The sequence below is a fragment of the Nocardioides thalensis genome (genome assembly GCF_013410655.1).
Taxonomy (GTDB): Bacteria; Actinomycetota; Actinomycetes; order Propionibacteriales; family Nocardioidaceae; genus Nocardioides; species Nocardioides thalensis.
In genome coordinates, this window is record NZ_JACCFP010000001.1 from 1266163 (window position 1) to 1283074 (window position 16912).

The window sequence follows — 16912 nt, forward strand, 5'->3', positions numbered from 1 at the left end:
AGGCCGTCAGCCCTCGGCCAGGATCGCCAGCTGGCGGCTCTGCGCGATGAGCCGGCCCTGCTCGTCCCACAGCTCGACGTCCTCGTCGTGGTAGCCGTGGATGACGTGCCGGGTCCGGACGTGGCCGAGGGCCCAGAGGGTCTCCGGCCGGCGGCGGTAGTGGACCGTGAGCTGGATCGTGGCCGACGCCAGGTGGCCGATCTCGGCGGTGACGGGCGGGAACGCGTCGGTCATCGCTCCCGCCATCAGGGAGTCGACGGGCCGCTCGTCCTTGGCACGGATCCACGCGAGCGACTCGGTGACGCCGGTGGGCTTGCCGACGAGCCACCCCGGCGGCTCGGTGCTGCGGTAGACGTAGCGGTCGAGGATCGGCACCATCCCCGCGGGCACCAGGTCACTGGCGTCGCCGCAGTCCTCGGGTCGGGGGATCCCGGGCGCGGCGTGCGGCGTGTGCTCGGCCGTGCCGGTGGCGTCCCAGTCGTGGGTGCTGAGCACGGCGTGCGCGACCTCCTTGCCGTCCTGCACGAGGATCGCGTCGTACGTCGACACCCGCCGTCCCTTGCGGACCTCGCGGACGCGGACCTCCGCCGGACCGGGCTGCGCGGGACGGAAGTACGTGATCGCGATCGTCAGCGGGTCGGGGTGTGCCGACTCGAGCATCGTCGCGTGCTGCAGCAGCGCCAGGATGTAGCCGCCGTTGGGCGTCTTGTTGGCGGTGTCCCAGTCCGAGGTGACGACGACCCGGTGGACGCCCCCGCCGAGGGGCTCGGACGCGACGGCGGTGTCGAGGAGGTAGCTCACCCCACCATCTTGCCGACCGATCGGTCGTTTTGCATCACCGGCGACGGGTGGCGCCGGTCACTGGCCGGTGCGGCCGTCGATGCACTCCCGCAGCGTGAGCCGGTAGTTGGTGAGGTACTCCTCGTAGGTCGCCTTCTCACCCTCGGGGTTGCCCTGCGTACGCGGGTCGGATTCCGGCTCGGTCCACATGTCGGCCATGACCTAGACTCTGCACCACAGGCGTCTGAGCCGTCATCAGCGGCGAGCCCCGGGAAGAAAGCCCGAGCACCAGCGGAGGCAAGTAGAACCCGGCGGGTAGGCCCGTCACAGCCGTCAACGAGTGGTCGCCAGCTCCCTCGGGCTGTCGGCAAGCGGGGTGGTACCGCGGCGTGAGTCGTCCCCGGGTTCGACAAGCCCGACCGACGAATCCCGACCACTCGCAGGAGCAGCCCGATGACCTATCCCAAGGTCACCACCGACCCGTCCGGCAACGTGCCGTCGAGCCCGCGCTTCCCGGAGATCGAGGAGCGGATCCTCGCCTTCTGGGCGGAGGACGACACGTTCCGCGCGAGCATCGAGATGCGCGACGCAGGCGCGGACGGATCAGGTGAGTTCGTCTTCTACGACGGCCCGCCGTTCGCCAACGGCCTGCCCCACTACGGCCACCTGCTCACCGGCTACGTCAAGGACATCGTGCCGCGCTACCAGACGATGCGCGGCAAGCGCGTCGAGCGCCGCTTCGGCTGGGACACCCACGGGCTGCCGGCCGAGCTCGAGGCGATGCGCCTCAACGGCATCAAGACCACCGACGAGATCCTCGAGATGGGGATCGACCGGTTCAACGACGCCTGCCGGGCCTCGGTGCTCAAGTACACCGGCGAGTGGCGCGACTACGTCACCCGCCAGGCGCGCTGGGTCGACTTCGACAACGACTACCGGACGATGAATCCCGAGTTCATGGAGTCGGTGCTCTGGGCGTTCAAGAGCCTCTACGACAAGGGCCTCATCTACGAGGGCTTCCGTGTCCTGCCCTACTGCTGGAACGACGAGACGCCGCTCTCCAACCACGAGCTCCGGATGGACGACGACGTCTACCAGGTGCGGCAGGACCCCGCGGTCACGGTCGGCTTCGAGGTCACGACCGAGGGTCAGTTCTCCGGCGTCAAGCTGCTGATCTGGACCACGACCCCGTGGACTCTCCCGAGCAACCTCGCCGTGATGGTCGGCTCCGACATCGACTACGTCGTCGTCGAGGAGTACGGCGACCGCCACCTGCTCGCCGAGGCCCGGCTGTCGGCGTACTCCCGCGAGCTCGGCGAGGAGCCCAACGTGGTCTGGCGTGGCAAGGGCAGCGAGCTGGTGGGGCTCACCTACGCGCCGCCGTTCTCGTACTACGCCGGGCACGCGAATGCGTTCCGCGTCGTCGCGGCGGACGAGGCGGTGACGACGACCGACGGCACCGGGCTGGTCCACTCCGCGGGTGCGTTCGGTGAGGTCGACAAGGAGGTGACCGACCGCGAGGGCATCGAGCCCGTCATGCCGGTGGGCAAGGACGGTCGCTTCACCGCCCCCGTCGACGACTACGCCGGCATGCAGGTCTTCGACGCCAACCTCCACATCATCGACGACCTGAAGGCGCGCACCGGGTCCGTCACGCCCGGGACCGTGCTGCTGCGGCGAGAGACCTACGACCACTCCTACCCGCACTGCTGGCGCTGCCGCGAGCCCCTGATCTACAAGGGCGTCTCGTCGTGGTTCGTCGAGGTCACCAGGTTCAAGGAGCGGATGGGCGAGCTCAACCAGCAGATCCGCTGGGTGCCCGACCACATCAAGGACGGCCAGTTCGGCAAGTGGCTCGAGAACGCCCGCGACTGGTCCATCACGCGCAACCGCTTCTGGGGCAGCCCGGTGCCGGTCTGGAAGAGCGACGACGACGCCTACCCGCGGGTCGACGTCTACGGGTCGTTCGAGGAGATCGAGCGCGACTTCGGCCGGCTGCCGCTCAACGCCGACGGCGAGCCCGACCTGCACCGGCCGTGGGTCGACGACCTGACGCGCCCCAACCCCGACGACCCGACCGGGAAGTCGACGATGCGCCGCGTCGCCGACGTGCTCGACGTGTGGTTCGACTCCGGGTCGATGAGCTTCGCCCAGGTGCACTACCCGTTCGAGAACGCCGAGTGGTTCGAGCACCACTTCCCGGGCGACTTCATCGTCGAGTACATCGGGCAGACCCGCGGCTGGTTCTACACGATGCACATCCTGGCGTCGGCGCTGTTCGACCGGCCGGCGTTCCAGTCCTGCATCAGCCACGGCATCGTGCTGGGCTCCGACGGCAACAAGATGTCGAAGTCGCTGCGCAACTACCCCGACGTGCGTGAGGTCTTCGACCGCGACGGCGCCGACGCCATGCGCTGGTTCCTCATGGCGTCGCCGATCCTGCGCGGCGGCAACCTGATCGTCACCGAGCAGGGCATCCGTGACGCGGTGCGCCAGGTGATGATCCCGCTCTGGAACACCTGGTACTTCCTGGCGCTCTACGCGAACGCCGAGGGCTACGACGCCCGCGTCGGCGGCGCCACGTCCGACGACCCGCTCGACCGCTACGTGCTCGCCAAGACGCGGCAGTACGTCGAGGAGCTCACGGCCCAGCTCGACGACTACGCCATCGCCGACGCGTGCGAGACCACGCGCGGCTTCCTCGACGTGCTGACGAACTGGTACGTCCGCCGCTCGCGCGAGCGCTTCTGGGAGGGGCGCACCGAGGCGTTCGACACGCTGGCGACGGTGCTCGACGTCGTGTGCCGTGCCGTGGCTCCGCTGCTGCCGCTCACCACCGAGGAGATCTGGCGCGGACTCACCGGCGGTCGGTCGGTGCACCTCGTGGACTGGCCGGACGCCGAGGCGCTGCCCGCGGACGCGACGCTGGTCGCGGCGATGGACCAGGTGCGCGAGGTCTGCTCGGCCACCTCCGCGCTGCGCAAGGCCGCGAAGCTGCGCAACCGGCTGCCGCTCGCCACGCTGACGGTCGTCGTCGACGACCCGGCGGCCCTGGAGCCCTACACGGGCATCGTCGCCGACGAGCTCAACGTCAAGGCCGTGCGCCTGGTCGCCGCCGACTCGGAGGAGGCGGCGTCGTACGGCGTGGAGCAGAAGCTCACCGTCAACGCCCGCGCGGCCGGCCCGCGGCTCGGCAAGGACGTGCAGGCGGCGATCAAGGGCTCGAAGTCCGGTGACTGGTCGGTCGCTCCCGACGGCGCCGTGACCTCGGGCGGCCTCGCCCTCGTCGAGGGCGAGTACTCGCTCGAGACCGTCGTCGGCTCGGCTGCCGACGGCGCGGCGACCGGGATGCTGCCGGGTGGCGGCTTCGTCGTGCTCGACACCGTGGTGACGCCGGAGCTCGCCGAGGAGGGGCTCGCCCGCGACCTCGTGCGCGCGGTGCAGCAGGCACGCAAGGACGCCGGCCTCGACGTGTCCGACCGGATCCACCTGGTGCTCGCCGGCACGGCGTCCGTGGTCGCGGCCGCCCGGGCCCACGAGCAGCTGATCACGCGCGAGACCCTCGCGACGTCGTACGCCGTCGAGGAGCACATGACCGGCACCGAGATCCCGCTCGGTGACGGGGAGCTCGCCACCGTGTCGCTCGCGAGGGCGTGAGCGCCTCCCCGGACCAGCCGGACCGCCAGGTCGTCGTCGACTCGCTCGGCGTCGGCCTGGCGACCGGCGCGTACGGCGTGTCCTTCGGCGCCGTCGCGACCGCCTCCGGGCTGGACGTCTGGCAGGCGTGCGCGCTGTCGCTCCTCGTCTTCACCGGCGCGTCCCAGTTCGCGTTCGTCGGAGTGGTCGCGGCGGGCGGCGCGCCGTTGGCCGGTACGGCGACCGCGCTCCTGCTCGGGAGCCGCAACCTCTTCTACGGGCTCGCGATGGCGCCGCGGCTGCGGGTCCGAGGCTGGCGGCGGCTGGCCGCGGCGCAGGTCGTGATCGACGAGTCGACGGCGATGGGCCTGGGACAGCACGACCACCGGCAGTCACGACTCGCGTTCCACCTGACCGGGTGGACCGTCTTCGTGCTCTGGAACCTGATGACGCTGGTCGGCGCCGCCGCCGGCACGGCGCTGGGCGACCCGCGGACGTACGGCCTCGACGCAGCCGTCGGTGCCGCTCCTGTGGCCCCGGCTCAGCGCGTGGCCACAACGCCTCGTGGCCCTCGTCGGCGCCGCGACGGCGATCGGGCTGGTGCCCCTGACGGCGGCGGGGGTGCCGGTCATCGTCGGCGGGGCCGTGGCGGTCGTCGTCGGGCTGCTGCTCCGGCGTAGGGACACCTCGGCTCCCGAGGGGCCCGCATGACCGGGCTGTGGGTCGCGATCATCGTGACCGCCGTCGGCTGCTACCTGCTGAAGGTGGCCGGCCTGTCCGTGCCGCAGCGGGTGCTGGCCCACCCCCTTGCCGCCGAGGTCGCCGCGCTCATCCCGGTCGCACTGCTCGCAGCGCTCGTGGCGGTGCAGGTGCTCGGCGACGGACCGTCGCTCACGGTCGATGCCCGGGTCCTCGGGCTCGGCGCGGCCGTCGTGCTGCTGCTCCTGCGGGCGCCGTTCCTGCTGGTGGTGTTCGGCGCCGCGGCCGTCGCGGCCCTTGCCCGGCTTGCTGGTTGACTGGCGCCATGCCCGTCCTCGACCTGTCCACCGACGTCGTCACCCTGACCCGGCAGCTCGTCGACATCGAGTCGGTCTCCCGCGACGAGCAGGCGATCGCCGACGCGGTCGAGTCCGCGCTCGCGGCCCTCCCGCACCTGACCGTCACCCGGCGCGGCCACACCCTCGTCGCCCGCACCGAGCTCGGCCGCGGCAGCCGGGTGGTCATCGCCGGCCACCTCGACACCGTGCCCGTGAACGACAACCTGCCGAGCCGCCTCGACTCCTCGACCGGGCTGCTCCACGGCCTCGGCACCTGCGACATGAAGGGCGGCGACGCGGTCATCCTCAAGCTGGCCGCGACGCTGACCGCACCCGTCCACGACGTCACCTACGTCCTCTACGAGGCCGAGGAGGTCGAGTCGGAGCTCAACGGGCTGCGGCTGCTGAGCGAGTCCGACCCCGACCTCCTCGAGGCCGACTTCGCGATCCTGATGGAGCCGTCCAACGCGGTCGTCGAGGCGGGTTGCCAGGGCACGCTCCGCGTGGAGGTCCGGACGACGGGGGAGCGAGCGCACTCCGCCCGCAGCTGGAAGGGCGTCAACGCCATCCACGCCGCCGGCGACGTCCTCGACCGCCTGCGGAGCTACGTCGCGCGCGAGCCCGAGATCGACGGGCTCCGCTACCACGAGGGGCTCAACGCGGTGTTCATCAGCGGCGGGGTCGCGGGCAACGTGATCCCCGACGAGTGCGTGGTCACCGTCAACTACCGGTTCGCACCAGACCGCAGCGAGGCGGAGGCGCTGGCCTACGTCCGCGACTTCTTCGACGGCTACGACGTCACCGTCACCGACACCGCGCCGGGCGCGATGCCGGGCCTCGACCGGCCGGCCGCGAAGGCGTTCGTCGAGGCCGTCGGCGGCCCGGACGGCACCGTGAACCCGAAGTTCGGATGGACGGACGTCGCGCGGTTCACCGTCCTCGGCGTACCGGCCGTCAACTATGGTCCGGGTGACCCGAGCCTGGCGCACACCAAGGAGGAGCACGTGCCCGTGGAGCAGATCGAGCGCTGCGAACGGCAGCTGCGCGCCTGGCTCGAGGCGCCGGGAGCGGGCGCGTGACGCGCCGCAGCGGACCGGGGCCGCGGCCGAGCAAGGGCCGCCCCGTCGGCTCGACGACCGACCAGCGGCTGCTCGACAGCCGGGGCGACTCCGACTGGGTCCACACCGACCCGTGGCGGGTCCTGAAGATCCAGGCCGAGTTCGTCGAGGGCTTCAACGACCTCGCCGAGATCGGTCCCGCGATCTCGGTCTTCGGGTCGGCACGGATCCCTCCCGAGCACCCCGCCTACGACATCGGCATCCGCGTCGGCTCGGCCCTGGCGAAGGCCGGCTTCACCGTCATCACCGGCGGCGGGCCCGGGGCGATGGAGGCGGCCAACCGCGGCGCGCTCGAGGCGGGCGGCGAGAGCATCGGCCTCGGGATCGAGCTCCCGTGGGAGGCCAAGCTCAACGACTACGTGTCGTTCGGCCTCAACTTCCGCTACTTCTTCGTCCGCAAGATGATGTTCGTGAAGTACTCCCAGGGCTACATCGTGCTGCCCGGCGGGCTCGGCACCCTGGACGAGCTGTTCGAGGCGATGACGCTCTCGCAGACCCTCAAGATCACTCAGTTCCCGATCGTCCTGATGGGCACCGAGCACTGGACCGGCCTCCTCGACTGGATGCAGGGCACGATGCTCTCGGACGCCCGGATCAAGCAGTCCGACATCGACATGCTCACGGTCACCGACGACGTCGACGAGGCCGTGGACCTGATGGTGAAGGCCCGCGAGGAGCACGGGTAGGCGACGACCATGACGATGATGTGGGTCTTCGCCGTGATGATCGTGCTCGCCATGGGTGCGATCGCCATGCTGGCGGCCGGACGCGGCGAGCCGATGGCTCCGGCGTACGACGACCGCCCGGACGCCGTGGTGCCGGCCGACCGCCCGCTCGCCGCCGACGACCTGCGCCGCGTGCGCTTCTCCCTGGCGTTCCGCGGCTACCGGATGAGCGAGGTCGACGCGCTGCTCGAGCGCCTCTCGGCGGAGCTCGCCGAGCGCGAGCGCGGCAACTAGTCCGCACCGGTAGCCCGCACCGGCTGCGCGTCGTTGGCGGGATACGCGATAATGGCTCCGCGCACCTGCGCACGACAACCTCAGAAGTAGAAAGAGGGGTGCCGCATGGCGGCGATGAAGCCTCGGACTGGCGACGGTCCGCTCGAGGTCACCAAGGAAGGTCGCGGCATCGTCATGCGCGTCCCGCTCGAGGGTGGGGGCCGCTTGGTGGTCGAGCTGAACGCCGAAGAGGCCGGCAACCTGGGCGACGCCCTCAAGAACGTCGTCGGGTGACCTCGCTCCCCTCACAGGTTTCACCTCCCGAGTTCGCGCTCGGGGACATCTCTCCCGCCGCGGTCGTCGGCGCCGACGTGGTGGCGATCCCGGTCCTGCCCGGTCCGGCGCCGGGCGACCCGCTGCTGCTCGGCCCGGGGGCGGCCGAGCTCGCCGACGAGCTCGACGTCGACCTGCTCGCGGTCGCGGAGCTGCACGGGCTGACCGGTGCGACGGCGGAGACCGCGAGCCTTCCGGTGCCGTCCGGCACGGACCGCAACCCCGACCTCCGGCTCGTCCTCCTGGTGGGTGTCGGCGCGGCCTCACCCACCGACGTGCGCCGGGCGGGCGCCGCGGTGGCGAAGGCGACGCGCGACCGTGCCGCCGTCGCGACCTCGGTGCCGTCAGCGGTCGGTGACGACGCCGACGTGTCCGAGGTGCTCGAGGCGTTCGTCGCCGGCGCGATGCTGGGGTCGTTCGAGTTCCACTGGCGCTCCGACGGCCCCCGCCGTACGCCGGTCGCCCGTGTCGTGATCGCGGCGCCGGGCATGGGCGGCGACCAGTCTCTGCTCGAGCGGGCGGTCGCACTGGGCGGCGCCGGGTGGCGGTCCCGGATGCTCGCGACCGTGCCGTCCAACCTCAAGAACCCGTCGTGGCTCGCCGAGCAGGCGGAGGCGATCGCGGCCGCGGCCGGCCTGAAGTGCCGGGTGTGGGACGAGTCCGACCTCGCCGCCGAGGGCTTCGGCGGGATCATCGCGGTCGGGAGCGGCTCGGCGACGCCGCCGCGGCTGATCCGGCTCGACTACATCCCGGCCGGGCTGTCGGCCCGCGCGGCCAAGACGCTGCCCCACGTGGTGCTGGTCGGCAAGGGGATCACGTTCGACACCGGCGGTCTCTCGATCAAGCCCGGCCCGAGCATGGTCAACATGAAGCGCGACATGACCGGCGGCGCGGTGGTCCTGGCGACCATGGCCGCGCTGGCCGACGTCGACTGCCCGGTGCGGGTGACCGGGCTGGTGCCGGCCGCGGAGAACGCGATCTCGGGCAGCGCGCTGCGTCCCGGCGACGTGATCCGCCACTGGGGCGGCCGCACGTCCGAGGTCACCAACACCGACGCCGAGGGGCGGCTGGTCCTCGCCGACGCCCTCGCCTATGCGATCGCCGAGCTCGACCCGACCGTCGTGGTCGACGTCGCGACCCTGACCGGTGGCATGAAGGTCGCCCTCGGCCAGCAGGTCGGGGGCTTCTTCGCGACCGACGACGGCCTCGCGGCCGCGCTCAGCGCTGCCGGTGACCGTGCGGGCGAGCCGGTGTGGCGGTTCCCGCTGTTCGCGGGCTACGAGGAGAAGATCGCCTCGAAGGTGGCCGACGCCGACAACGGCGCGCCCGGTCCGTCCGCGATCGTGGCCGCCCTGTTCCTGCAGCACTTTGTGCGTCCCGGCGGCAAGCGCGACGGGGTGCCCTGGGCGCACCTCGACATCGCCTCGGTCGGCGACGTCGAGAAGGAGTGGCACGAGTGGACGGTGGGCCCGTCCGGCTTCGGCTCGCGGCTGCTGCTCACCTGGCTGGGTGTTCACGATCCACTGGAAGGAATCGCGTCATGAGGGGTCTCACCGTCCGCTGGTCGCTCGCTGAGGCGTCGCAGGACGTCGGGGAGCGCTTGGCGACGTACGTCGCCGAGACGTCCCACGCCCGCTTCACCGGGCAGGACGGGCTCTCCTACAAGACCTGGCGGATGGTGCCGGGCGAGTGGTTCGAGGGCTGCTACGTCTTCGCCGACGACGCTGCGCGGGCGGCGTTCCAGGAGAGCTTCACGGCCGTCGCGGCCGAGTCGCCCGGCTCGCAGATCATCGGCAGTGCGCCGGTGCTGATCGAGCCGTGCGAGATCGTCGCGATCGCCGAGGGCGCGGCGGGCTTCGCCGCCGCTCCGCGCGCGGAGTGACCTACTCCGACGCGGGGGTCCACTCCTTCTTGGCGACGAGCAGTCCGTCGCCGACCGGCAGCAGCGCCGGGACCAGCCCCTCGGTGGTGTTGACCCGCTGCACGAGCTCGCGGATCGCGACGGTGTCGTCGTCGCGCTGGGCGGGGTCGGCCACCCGGTCGTGCCACAGGGCGTTGTCGAACGCCACCACGCCACCGGGGCGGAGCAGCCGCAGCGCCTCGTCGAGGTAGGCGCCGTACTCGCGCTTGTCGCCGTCGGCGAAGACCAGGTCGTAGTGGCCGTCGGTCAGTCGCGGCAGCACGTCGAGCGCCGCGCCCGCGATGGTGCGCACCCGCTGCGGGGCGATGCCGTCCTCCTTGAAGGACTCCTTGGCCAGCCGCTGGTGCTCGGCCTCGACGTCGACCGTGGTCAGCACGCCGTCGGGCCGCATCCCGCGCAGCAGCCAGAGCCCGGAGACCCCGGTGCCGGTGCCGATCTCGACGACCGCGCGCGCCTCGAGCGCGGCCGCCAGGAACCGCAGCGCCGCGCCGGCGCCGGACCCGAGCGGCGCCACGCCGACCTCGTCGGCGCGGGCTCGCGCCGCCTCGAGGACCTCGTCCTCGGCGACGTAGGTCTCGGCGAAGGTCCAGCTGGTCGGGTTGATCGGTGGGAGGGCCACGGGGTCAAGGTAACGCTCCCGGCGCCCTGATCCCGGCAGCACAGGCCGGTGAACAGGAACAACGCGGCTCCGGCGTTCGTTGGCACCTTCAGAGTTCTCACAGGGAACCCTCAGCAAGAGGGTCTAGCGTCACAGCCACAGGAAGGTCGCGTCGGGATTGGGCAGAAGGACGGAAGCGATGAGCGAGCAGGCGGCGAGCGAGCAGACGGTGCCTGAGGTGCCCGACTGGCAGACGATCGTCGAGCAGCACTCCGACCGCGTCTACCGCCTCGCCCTGCGCCTGACCGGCAACCGCCACGACGCCGAGGACCTCACCCAGGAGGTCTTCGTGCGCGTGTTCCGCTCGCTGCACACCTACACGCCCGGCACGTTCGAGGGCTGGCTGCACCGGATCACCACCAACCTCTTCCTCGACCAGGCGCGTCGCAAGCAGCGCATCCGCTTCGACGCGCTCTCCGACGAGCGCGCGGCCAGGCTGGCCAGCACCGCGGCGGCGCCCGAGGCGGCGTACGCCGATCGCACGTTCGACGACGACGTCGAGGCCGCGCTGGCGGCGCTGCCGCCCGACTTCCGCGCTGCCGTCGTGCTCTGCGACATCGAGGGCCTCAGCTACGAGGAGATCGCCGAGATCCTCGGCGCCAAGCTCGGCACCGTGCGGTCCCGGATCCACCGCGGCCGCGCCATGCTGCGCACCGCCCTCGCGCACCGGGCCCCGGGCGAGGGCCGCACCCGCTACACCGGTCCGCGGGCCTCCCTGATCTCGGGGTGGCGCTCGTGATCGGCCACCTCGGCAACCGGGTGAGCGCCCTCCTCGACGGCCAGATGAGCGCCCAGGAGGCGGAGGAGGCGTGGGCCCACGTCTACTCCTGCCACGCGTGCCGTGACCTGGTCGAGCGCGAGGGCTGGGTCAAGACCCGCCTCGCCGGCCTGTCGTGCGACCCGGGCGCCGCGCCGATGGACCTCAAGGGCTCGCTGCTCAGCGTGACGCCGGGCGAGCAGTACCTCGTGGCCCCGCGCGCCCAGGGCGGTGCCCGTCGCGGCATGGGCGTCGCCGTGCTCGGCGGCGGTGCCATCGGCGCCGCGATGCTCGGCGTCCTCGCGCTCGGTACGGCGCCGGCCTCCTCGCCGCCCGCGGACCGCCGCCCGCCCGTCACCCGCATCGACAGCCCGGCGGCGACGCCCACGGTGCAGGCCTCGACCCCGGGCCGCGAGGCCGTGCCCGCCTGGATCGCGCGGCTCGTTCCGTAGGCGATTGCCGACCGGACCCGCCCCGGGCGTTCACCGCCGATCGGCCATGATGTGACCGTGAACGACGAGCGCGACGAGCACGACGAGACCCAGCCGATCCTGCCCTCGGAGCAGTCGGCTGAGCACCAGTGGCCGCCGCCCCCGCCGACCTCCCCGCCGCCCGCACCTCCGCAGACCTCCCCGATGCCCGTCGGACCGCCCCCGTCGAGCGCGCCCGGGCACGCCGGGGAACCGGCCGGGTCCCCGCGCCGGTCCGGTTGGATCTGGCCCGCCGTGGCCGCGCTGTCGCTCGTCGTCGGCGTCATCGGCGGCGTCGCGGGCGCCGCCGGCTACTCCGAGTGGTTCGACGACGACTCGGACTCGACGTCCGCCGGCCCCATCGGCGACGGGCTCGACGAGGAGGACGTCGACCAGCTGCCGCCGCTCGAGGACGGCGGCTCGGTCACCCAGGTCGCGGCCAAGGTGCTGCCGAGCACCGTCCAGATCATCGCCGAGTTCGAGGACGGCACCGGCGCGACCGGGTCGGGCTTCGTGCTCGACCGCAAGGGCCACATCATCACCAACAACCACGTCGTGGCGGACGCCGACGCCGACGGCGGCACCATCTCGATCGTCGACCAGGAGGGCCAGCACCACGAGGCCGAGGTCGTCGGCCGCAGCCCGGTCTACGACGTCGCCGTGCTCTACGCCGACGGCGCCACCGACCTCAAGCCCGCCTCGCTGGGCCGCTCCGAGCGGCTCCGGGTCGGCGACCCCGTCGTCGCGATCGGCTCACCGCTCGGCCTGAGCGCGACCGTCACCTCGGGCATCGTCAGCGCGCTGGGCCGACCGGTCAGCACCGACGGCACCGAGGACCAGTCGTCGTACATCAACGCGGTGCAGACCGACGCGGCGATCAACCCGGGCAACTCCGGGGGCCCGCTCGTCGACCGCCGGGGCCAGGTCGTGGGGGTCAACTCGGCCATCGCGACCAACGGCGGCGGCACGTTCAACGGCGAGGCCGGCAACATCGGCGTCGGCTTCGCGATCCCGGTCGAGCAGGTCGTCGTGACCGCCGACCAGATCCTCAAGACCGGCGAGGCGCAGTACCCGATCATCGGCGCGCAGGTCGTCGTCGGCGGCACTCCCGACGGTGAGGGCGCCGAGATCGAGGAGGTCGTGCCGGACTCGCCCGCCGAGGCCGCCGGCCTGAAGAAGGGCGACTTCATCACGCACGTCGAGGGCGAGCGGGTCACCGACGGCATCGCCCTGATCGTGATGATCCGCAGCCACCAGCCGGGCGAGGAGATCGAGTTCACCGTCGACCGGGACGGCGACGAGCGGACCGTCGAGGTGACCCTCGACGGCGAGGTGGGTTAGACCTCTGCGTCTTCGTCGGCGCTCTCCGGGTACGGGTGGGCCTCGACGAACTTGCGCGCCTTGGTGTACTGCTCCTGGATGTACTCCTCCAGCTTGGAGGCTTCGACCCGCCACTGCCCGCGACCGCCGATCTTGATCGCGACGAGCTCGCCGCGGCGCACCAGCGCATAGACCTGGGCGGTGGAGGTGTTGAGAACTTCGGCAACGTCGGCCAGGGTCAGGAAGCGGGGAGACTGCTCGACCATGGGCCCATCGTCGCATCCGACGGTCCAGGATCCGTAGCGCCCTGCGGCCACCTGTGGATGGACAGGTGACGGAACGGCCCCGGCGGGTCATGATGTGCCCGTGTCCAGGAATCTCGGGACGGGCACGCCCCTGGTGCCCCCGGCGACCCGCACCGCGAGGTCGGGCTGGCGCGACCCCCGCCTGTGGATCGGCGTGGTGCTGGTCACCGCGTCGATCGCGCTCGGCGCCCGCGTGTTCGCGGCGGCCGACGACTCGGTCGCGGTCTGGGCGTTCGCGGGAGACCAGGGCGCGGGCTCCCCGGTCGACACCGACGCGCTGGTGACCACGCGGGTCCGGTTCGCCGATCCCGCCGACCTCGACCTCTACTTCGCCGCGTCGGAGCCGGTGCCCGAGGGCATGGTCCTGCGGCACGGCGTCGGCGCGGGGGAGCTGCTGACCCGCTCGGCCGTCGGGCCGGCCGACGAGCAGGGCACGCTCCAGGTCTCGCTCGCCGTCGAGCCGCACCACATGCCGCCCGCGGTGACGACCGGCTCCGTCGTCGACGTCTACGCCGACGACCGCGTCCGGCGCGGCCGCGGCTCGGGCCAGCAGGCCGGGCTGGTGCTCGACTCGGTGACCGTGGTCGACGCGCCCGCCCTCGAGGAGACGTTCGCGGTCAGCGGCACCCGGCAGGTCGTGGTCGCCGTCGACGCCGACCGGGCCGCGGAGTTCCAGTCGGTCGTCGGGGCGATGGACGACCCGGTGCTGTCGGTCCACCTCGAGCCCTGACGCCGATGATCGTCGCGCTGCTCGTCTCGACCGGTGCCGCCTGGGAGTCCGCGGCGCTCGCCGCGCTGACGGCGCACCCCGGCGTCGTCGTGCTCAAGCGGTGCGTCGACGTCGACGACCTCCTCGCGACCGCGAGCGCCGGGCAGGCGCAGGTCGCGGTGCTCGGCGCTGAGCTCTCGGGGCTCGACGCGACGGTCGTCGCCGACCTGCACGGGCACGGGGTCCGCGTGCTCGCCGTCGCCGCCGACGCCGACGTCGCGCGGACCCGTGCCGGCCACCTGGGCCTGGACGGGGTTCTAGAGGAGGACCGGGTGGACGTCGTGGCCGACGTCGTCACCGGCCTGATGTCCGACGCGCCGCCGACCTTGCCAGCCCCGGTGGCCACCGAGGCGATGGCCGATGACGGCGGACCTGCTGGTCGGGTCGTCGCTGTCTGGGGACCCGCCGGTGCTCCCGGTCGTACGACGATCGCGGTCGCGCTCGCCGCAGAGCTCGCCCGGCGCCGGCTCACCACCGTGCTGCTCGACGCGGATCCCTACGGCGGTGCGGTCGCGCAGCACCTCGGTGTCCTCGACGAGGTGTCCGGCCTGCTGTCCGCCGCCCGGCTGGTCGCGGGCGGCACCCTCGCCGAGCGCTTCCCGACCGTGCAGCGGCGGCTGTCCGACCGGTTGCGCCTGGTCACCGGCCTGCCGCGCCCCGACCGCTGGTCGGAGGTCCGGCCCGGTGCGCTCGCCGAGATCGTCGACGTCGCCCGTCGCGACGGTCAGGTCGTCATCGACACCGGGTTCAGCCTCGAGCACGACCCGGCGGCCGACTTCGGTGCCCGCGCCCAGCGCAACGGCCTGACCCTCGAGGCGCTCGAGGTGGCCGACGACATCGTCGTCGTCGGCTCCGCCGACCCGGTCGGGCTGGCGCGGCTCGCCCGGGCGGTCAGCGACGCGCACGACGTCCTGGCCGCGCCCCGGCTGCGCGTCGTCGTCAACCGGATGCGGCCGACGCTGGGCTGGCGAGAGGTCGACGTCGCCGCGATGCTCGACGGCTTCGGCAGCAACGTCGGCGTGCACTTCCTTCCCGACGACCAGGCCGCCGTCGACCGGGCCCTGGTGGCCGGCCGCACCCTGCTCGAGGGCGGCGAGTCGCCGCTCACCCGCGCCGTCGGCGCGCTGGTGGACGCCATGGCGGGGGCGCCGGCCGCGGCGCGCAGCGTCAGGCGTTGAAGAGCAGGTAGAGCCCACCCGCGGTGAACGCCACCATCGTCAGCAGCAGCGGCAGCTGGCCGGTGACCTGGTGCCGCTTCGGCAGCACCTCCAGGGCACGGTCGTGGGCGGCGACGGCGGCGGTCACGTGTCCGACGACGACGGCGAGCACCTTGAGCGTCGCGAGCAGGGTCGGGTGGTAGGAGAACCAGTACGACGGCGTCAGGCCCGCCGTGCCGAGGATGTTCCAGCCCTTGCCGAACGGGTCACTGGCGCGCGCCAGGGTCTGCCACCCGGAGTCGACAAACAGCGTCAGGTAGTGGGCCACGATGTAGCCGGCGACGATGGGCACGATCGACTGGGCGAGCCGACGCGGGAGGTCGCGGCGCCGTACGTCGCCCGCGACGCCGGTCAGCGCGCAGCCGCCGGCGAACAGCAGTCCGGCGGCGAGGCAGAACACCAGCAGCGCGATGTTGTTCAGCTGGTTGCCGGTCAGCGTGGCGTCGTAGACGAAGCGGGTCCAGTACGGCGACTCGCTGAACGAGTCGAACGCCGTGCTGCCGAAGAGCACGGCGACCACAGCGACCAGGCCCGGCTTCGCCGGCGTCGACGCGAGGTTGGCGAGCGGGCTGCGGAGCATGACCCGGCCGTCGACGACGTGCCAGGGCGACAGCCGCGCGACGAGGCTGGAGTAGACCTCGAACGGGTCGGCGTGCTCGTAGAAGCGGCTTCCGAAGACGGCGCCGCCGACGAGCATCGCGGCGACGTACAGCGCGCACCACAGGCGCACGTCGGCGAGCTCGTCGCTGCGCTCGTAGACGAGCTCGAGCCAGACGAACGCGTAGAGGCCGAACGCCGCTGGCCAGTAGCCCAGCCATGCCGGGTAGGCGCGGATGCCGTTGTCGCCGTCGCCGCCGCTGAGGCGCTGCAGCAGGTCGTTGATCGTGCGGACCGGGCTGATTGCCTTCCACACGGGGCCGAGCAGGAGGGAGGCGAAGACCAGCCCCACCCACCACCAGATGTAGACGATCCCGAAGAACGGGTTGGTCAGCTGGTCGACGCCGAAGACCGCGCAGGCCGCCGTGTAGAGGAAGAGCACGAAACCGAGGACCCGCAGCGCGACCTTCGTGTACGGCGCCAGCACCAGTCGTGAGAGGAGGTCGGGTGCCCGCAGCCCGCGGATCGCCGCGGGGTCGGCGTACCGCGGCCGGCGCCAGGCCAGCACGAGCACCGCGAACGACAGCACCAGCGCGGCCACCGACCCGGAGACGGCGAGCTCGAGGGGGATCGGCAGGTCGCTCTGACCGCCGATCCCGTGGGCGTCGATCACGAGACCTCGAGCTGGACGATCACCACGCCGAGCTCGTGGGACTCCACGTCGACGACGCCCGGTCGGTCGACCTGGATCTCGAACGTCTTCTCGCCGGCCGGGTAGGAGAGCTCCTGCTCGGGGTCGGAATGGATGTGCAGCGCGCCCGGCTCGTCGGCGGTGACGACGAGGTCGATGGGCTCGCCGGCCTCGGCCTCGACACGCTCGCCGGCGGGGGTCACCTCGCCGTCGGCGAAGGTGATCTCGACGCGCACCGGCTCGCCGCCGCCGGAGCCGTTGTCGTCGTCGGAGCCGCAGGCCGTCAGGCCGGTCAGCAGGGCGGTCGCCAGCGCGCCGGCAAGGGTCGCGCGGTGGTGCGTCCTCAACGTGGTCCTTCTCTCGTT

General features: G+C 72.4%; 20 protein-coding genes. 14 read left to right on the forward strand and 6 right to left on the reverse strand.

Features of this window, described 5'->3' with window-relative positions:
* Nucleotides 1-6 precede the first annotated feature (6 nt).
* Together HNR19_RS06280 and HNR19_RS06285 are read right to left on the reverse strand one after the other, a co-directional pair.
* A complete protein-coding gene (locus HNR19_RS06280; protein ID WP_179667117.1) occupies nucleotides 7-801 on the reverse strand; it encodes an acyl-CoA thioesterase domain-containing protein in 795 nt (264 codons plus the stop codon).
* A 57-nt stretch (nucleotides 802-858) separates the two neighbouring features.
* Nucleotides 859-999 carry a hypothetical protein gene (locus HNR19_RS06285; RefSeq protein WP_179667118.1) on the reverse strand — a complete coding sequence of 47 codons (141 nt, stop codon included), beginning with the start codon at nucleotides 997-999 and terminating at the stop codon, nucleotides 859-861.
* A 234-nt stretch (nucleotides 1000-1233) separates the two neighbouring features.
* On the opposite strand from HNR19_RS06285, the gene ileS reads away from it, so the two are divergent.
* From ileS to HNR19_RS06330, 9 genes are all read left to right on the forward strand, one after another.
* Entirely contained in the window at nucleotides 1234-4437 is a 3204-nt protein-coding gene (gene ileS, locus HNR19_RS06290; RefSeq protein WP_179667119.1) for an isoleucine--tRNA ligase, read from the forward strand.
* The gene (locus HNR19_RS06295) at nucleotides 4434-5096 is read left to right on the forward strand and encodes an AzlC family ABC transporter permease (RefSeq protein WP_343047078.1); all 663 of its coding nucleotides are present in this window, start codon (nucleotides 4434-4436) and stop codon (nucleotides 5094-5096) included. The genes ileS and HNR19_RS06295 overlap by 4 nt, the downstream gene beginning before the upstream one ends.
* Before the next feature lie 27 nt (nucleotides 5097-5123).
* Nucleotides 5124-5432 (forward strand): AzlD domain-containing protein, encoded by a 309-nt coding sequence (locus HNR19_RS06300; protein ID WP_179667120.1) that lies wholly within the window; start codon nucleotides 5124-5126, stop codon nucleotides 5430-5432.
* 8 nt (nucleotides 5433-5440) lie between these two features.
* Complete coding sequence (gene dapE / locus HNR19_RS06305; RefSeq protein ID WP_179667121.1) at nucleotides 5441-6532, forward strand: succinyl-diaminopimelate desuccinylase; 1092 nt, start codon at nucleotides 5441-5443, stop codon at nucleotides 6530-6532.
* Nucleotides 6529-7257, forward strand: coding sequence for a TIGR00730 family Rossman fold protein (locus tag HNR19_RS06310; RefSeq protein ID WP_179667122.1), 729 nt, complete (start codon nucleotides 6529-6531; stop codon nucleotides 7255-7257). Before dapE ends, HNR19_RS06310 begins: the two co-directional genes overlap by 4 nt.
* 9 nt (nucleotides 7258-7266) lie before the next feature.
* A complete protein-coding gene (locus tag HNR19_RS06315) occupies nucleotides 7267-7530 on the forward strand; it encodes a DivIVA domain-containing protein (RefSeq protein WP_246303485.1) in 264 nt (87 codons plus the stop codon).
* Nucleotides 7531-7635: 105 nt separating this feature from the next.
* Entirely contained in the window at nucleotides 7636-7803 is a 168-nt protein-coding gene (locus tag HNR19_RS06320; protein WP_179667123.1) for a DUF3117 domain-containing protein, read from the forward strand.
* On the forward strand, nucleotides 7800-9386 hold the full coding sequence (locus HNR19_RS06325) for a M17 family peptidase N-terminal domain-containing protein (protein ID WP_179667124.1): 1587 nt from the start codon (nucleotides 7800-7802) through the stop codon (nucleotides 9384-9386). Before HNR19_RS06320 ends, HNR19_RS06325 begins: the two co-directional genes overlap by 4 nt.
* The gene (locus HNR19_RS06330; RefSeq protein ID WP_179667125.1) at nucleotides 9383-9724 is read left to right on the forward strand and encodes a hypothetical protein; all 342 of its coding nucleotides are present in this window, start codon (nucleotides 9383-9385) and stop codon (nucleotides 9722-9724) included. The genes HNR19_RS06325 and HNR19_RS06330 overlap by 4 nt, the downstream gene beginning before the upstream one ends.
* 1 nt (nucleotide 9725) lies before the next feature.
* Here HNR19_RS06330 and HNR19_RS06335 read toward each other — a convergent pair whose 3' ends face one another.
* A complete protein-coding gene (locus HNR19_RS06335; protein ID WP_343047079.1) occupies nucleotides 9726-10382 on the reverse strand; it encodes an O-methyltransferase in 657 nt (218 codons plus the stop codon).
* Nucleotides 10383-10560: 178 nt separating this feature from the next.
* Here HNR19_RS06335 and sigE point away from each other — a divergent pair, with 178 nt between their 5' ends.
* The 3 genes from sigE to HNR19_RS06350 are packed head-to-tail and all read left to right on the forward strand — an operon-like array spanning nucleotide 10561 to nucleotide 12989.
* Nucleotides 10561-11160, forward strand: a complete 600-nt coding sequence (gene sigE / locus HNR19_RS06340; RefSeq protein ID WP_179667126.1) for an RNA polymerase sigma factor SigE — start codon at nucleotides 10561-10563, stop codon at nucleotides 11158-11160.
* A complete protein-coding gene (locus HNR19_RS06345; protein ID WP_179667127.1) occupies nucleotides 11148-11630 on the forward strand; it encodes an anti-sigma factor in 483 nt (160 codons plus the stop codon). The genes sigE and HNR19_RS06345 overlap by 13 nt, the downstream gene beginning before the upstream one ends.
* 57 nt (nucleotides 11631-11687) lie before the next feature.
* Nucleotides 11688-12989 (forward strand): trypsin-like peptidase domain-containing protein, encoded by a 1302-nt coding sequence (locus HNR19_RS06350; protein WP_179667128.1) that lies wholly within the window; start codon nucleotides 11688-11690, stop codon nucleotides 12987-12989.
* On the opposite strand, the gene HNR19_RS06355 is transcribed toward HNR19_RS06350, so the two are convergent.
* Nucleotides 12986-13234 carry a helix-turn-helix transcriptional regulator gene (locus HNR19_RS06355; RefSeq protein WP_179667129.1) on the reverse strand — a complete coding sequence of 83 codons (249 nt, stop codon included), beginning with the start codon at nucleotides 13232-13234 and terminating at the stop codon, nucleotides 12986-12988. The two genes, HNR19_RS06350 and HNR19_RS06355, sit on opposite strands and share 4 nt — an antisense overlap.
* Before the next feature lie 100 nt (nucleotides 13235-13334).
* Here HNR19_RS06355 and HNR19_RS06360 point away from each other — a divergent pair, with 100 nt between their 5' ends.
* Nucleotides 13335-14003 carry a flagellar biosynthesis protein FlgA gene (locus HNR19_RS06360; RefSeq protein WP_179667130.1) on the forward strand — a complete coding sequence of 223 codons (669 nt, stop codon included), beginning with the start codon at nucleotides 13335-13337 and terminating at the stop codon, nucleotides 14001-14003.
* A gap of 5 nt (nucleotides 14004-14008) precedes the next feature.
* Nucleotides 14009-15220: a CpaE/TadZ family protein gene (locus HNR19_RS06365; RefSeq protein ID WP_179667131.1), complete on the forward strand. Its 1212-nt coding sequence runs from the start codon at nucleotides 14009-14011 to the stop codon at nucleotides 15218-15220.
* Here HNR19_RS06365 and HNR19_RS06370 read toward each other — a convergent pair.
* Both HNR19_RS06370 and HNR19_RS06375 read right to left on the reverse strand, forming a co-directional pair.
* Entirely contained in the window at nucleotides 15210-16529 is a 1320-nt protein-coding gene (locus tag HNR19_RS06370) for a hypothetical protein (RefSeq protein WP_179667132.1), read from the reverse strand. The genes HNR19_RS06365 and HNR19_RS06370 overlap by 11 nt on opposite strands.
* A complete protein-coding gene (locus HNR19_RS06375) occupies nucleotides 16526-16894 on the reverse strand; it encodes a cupredoxin domain-containing protein (RefSeq protein ID WP_179667133.1) in 369 nt (122 codons plus the stop codon). The genes HNR19_RS06370 and HNR19_RS06375 overlap by 4 nt, the downstream gene beginning before the upstream one ends.
* Nucleotides 16895-16912: the final 18 nt, after the last annotated feature.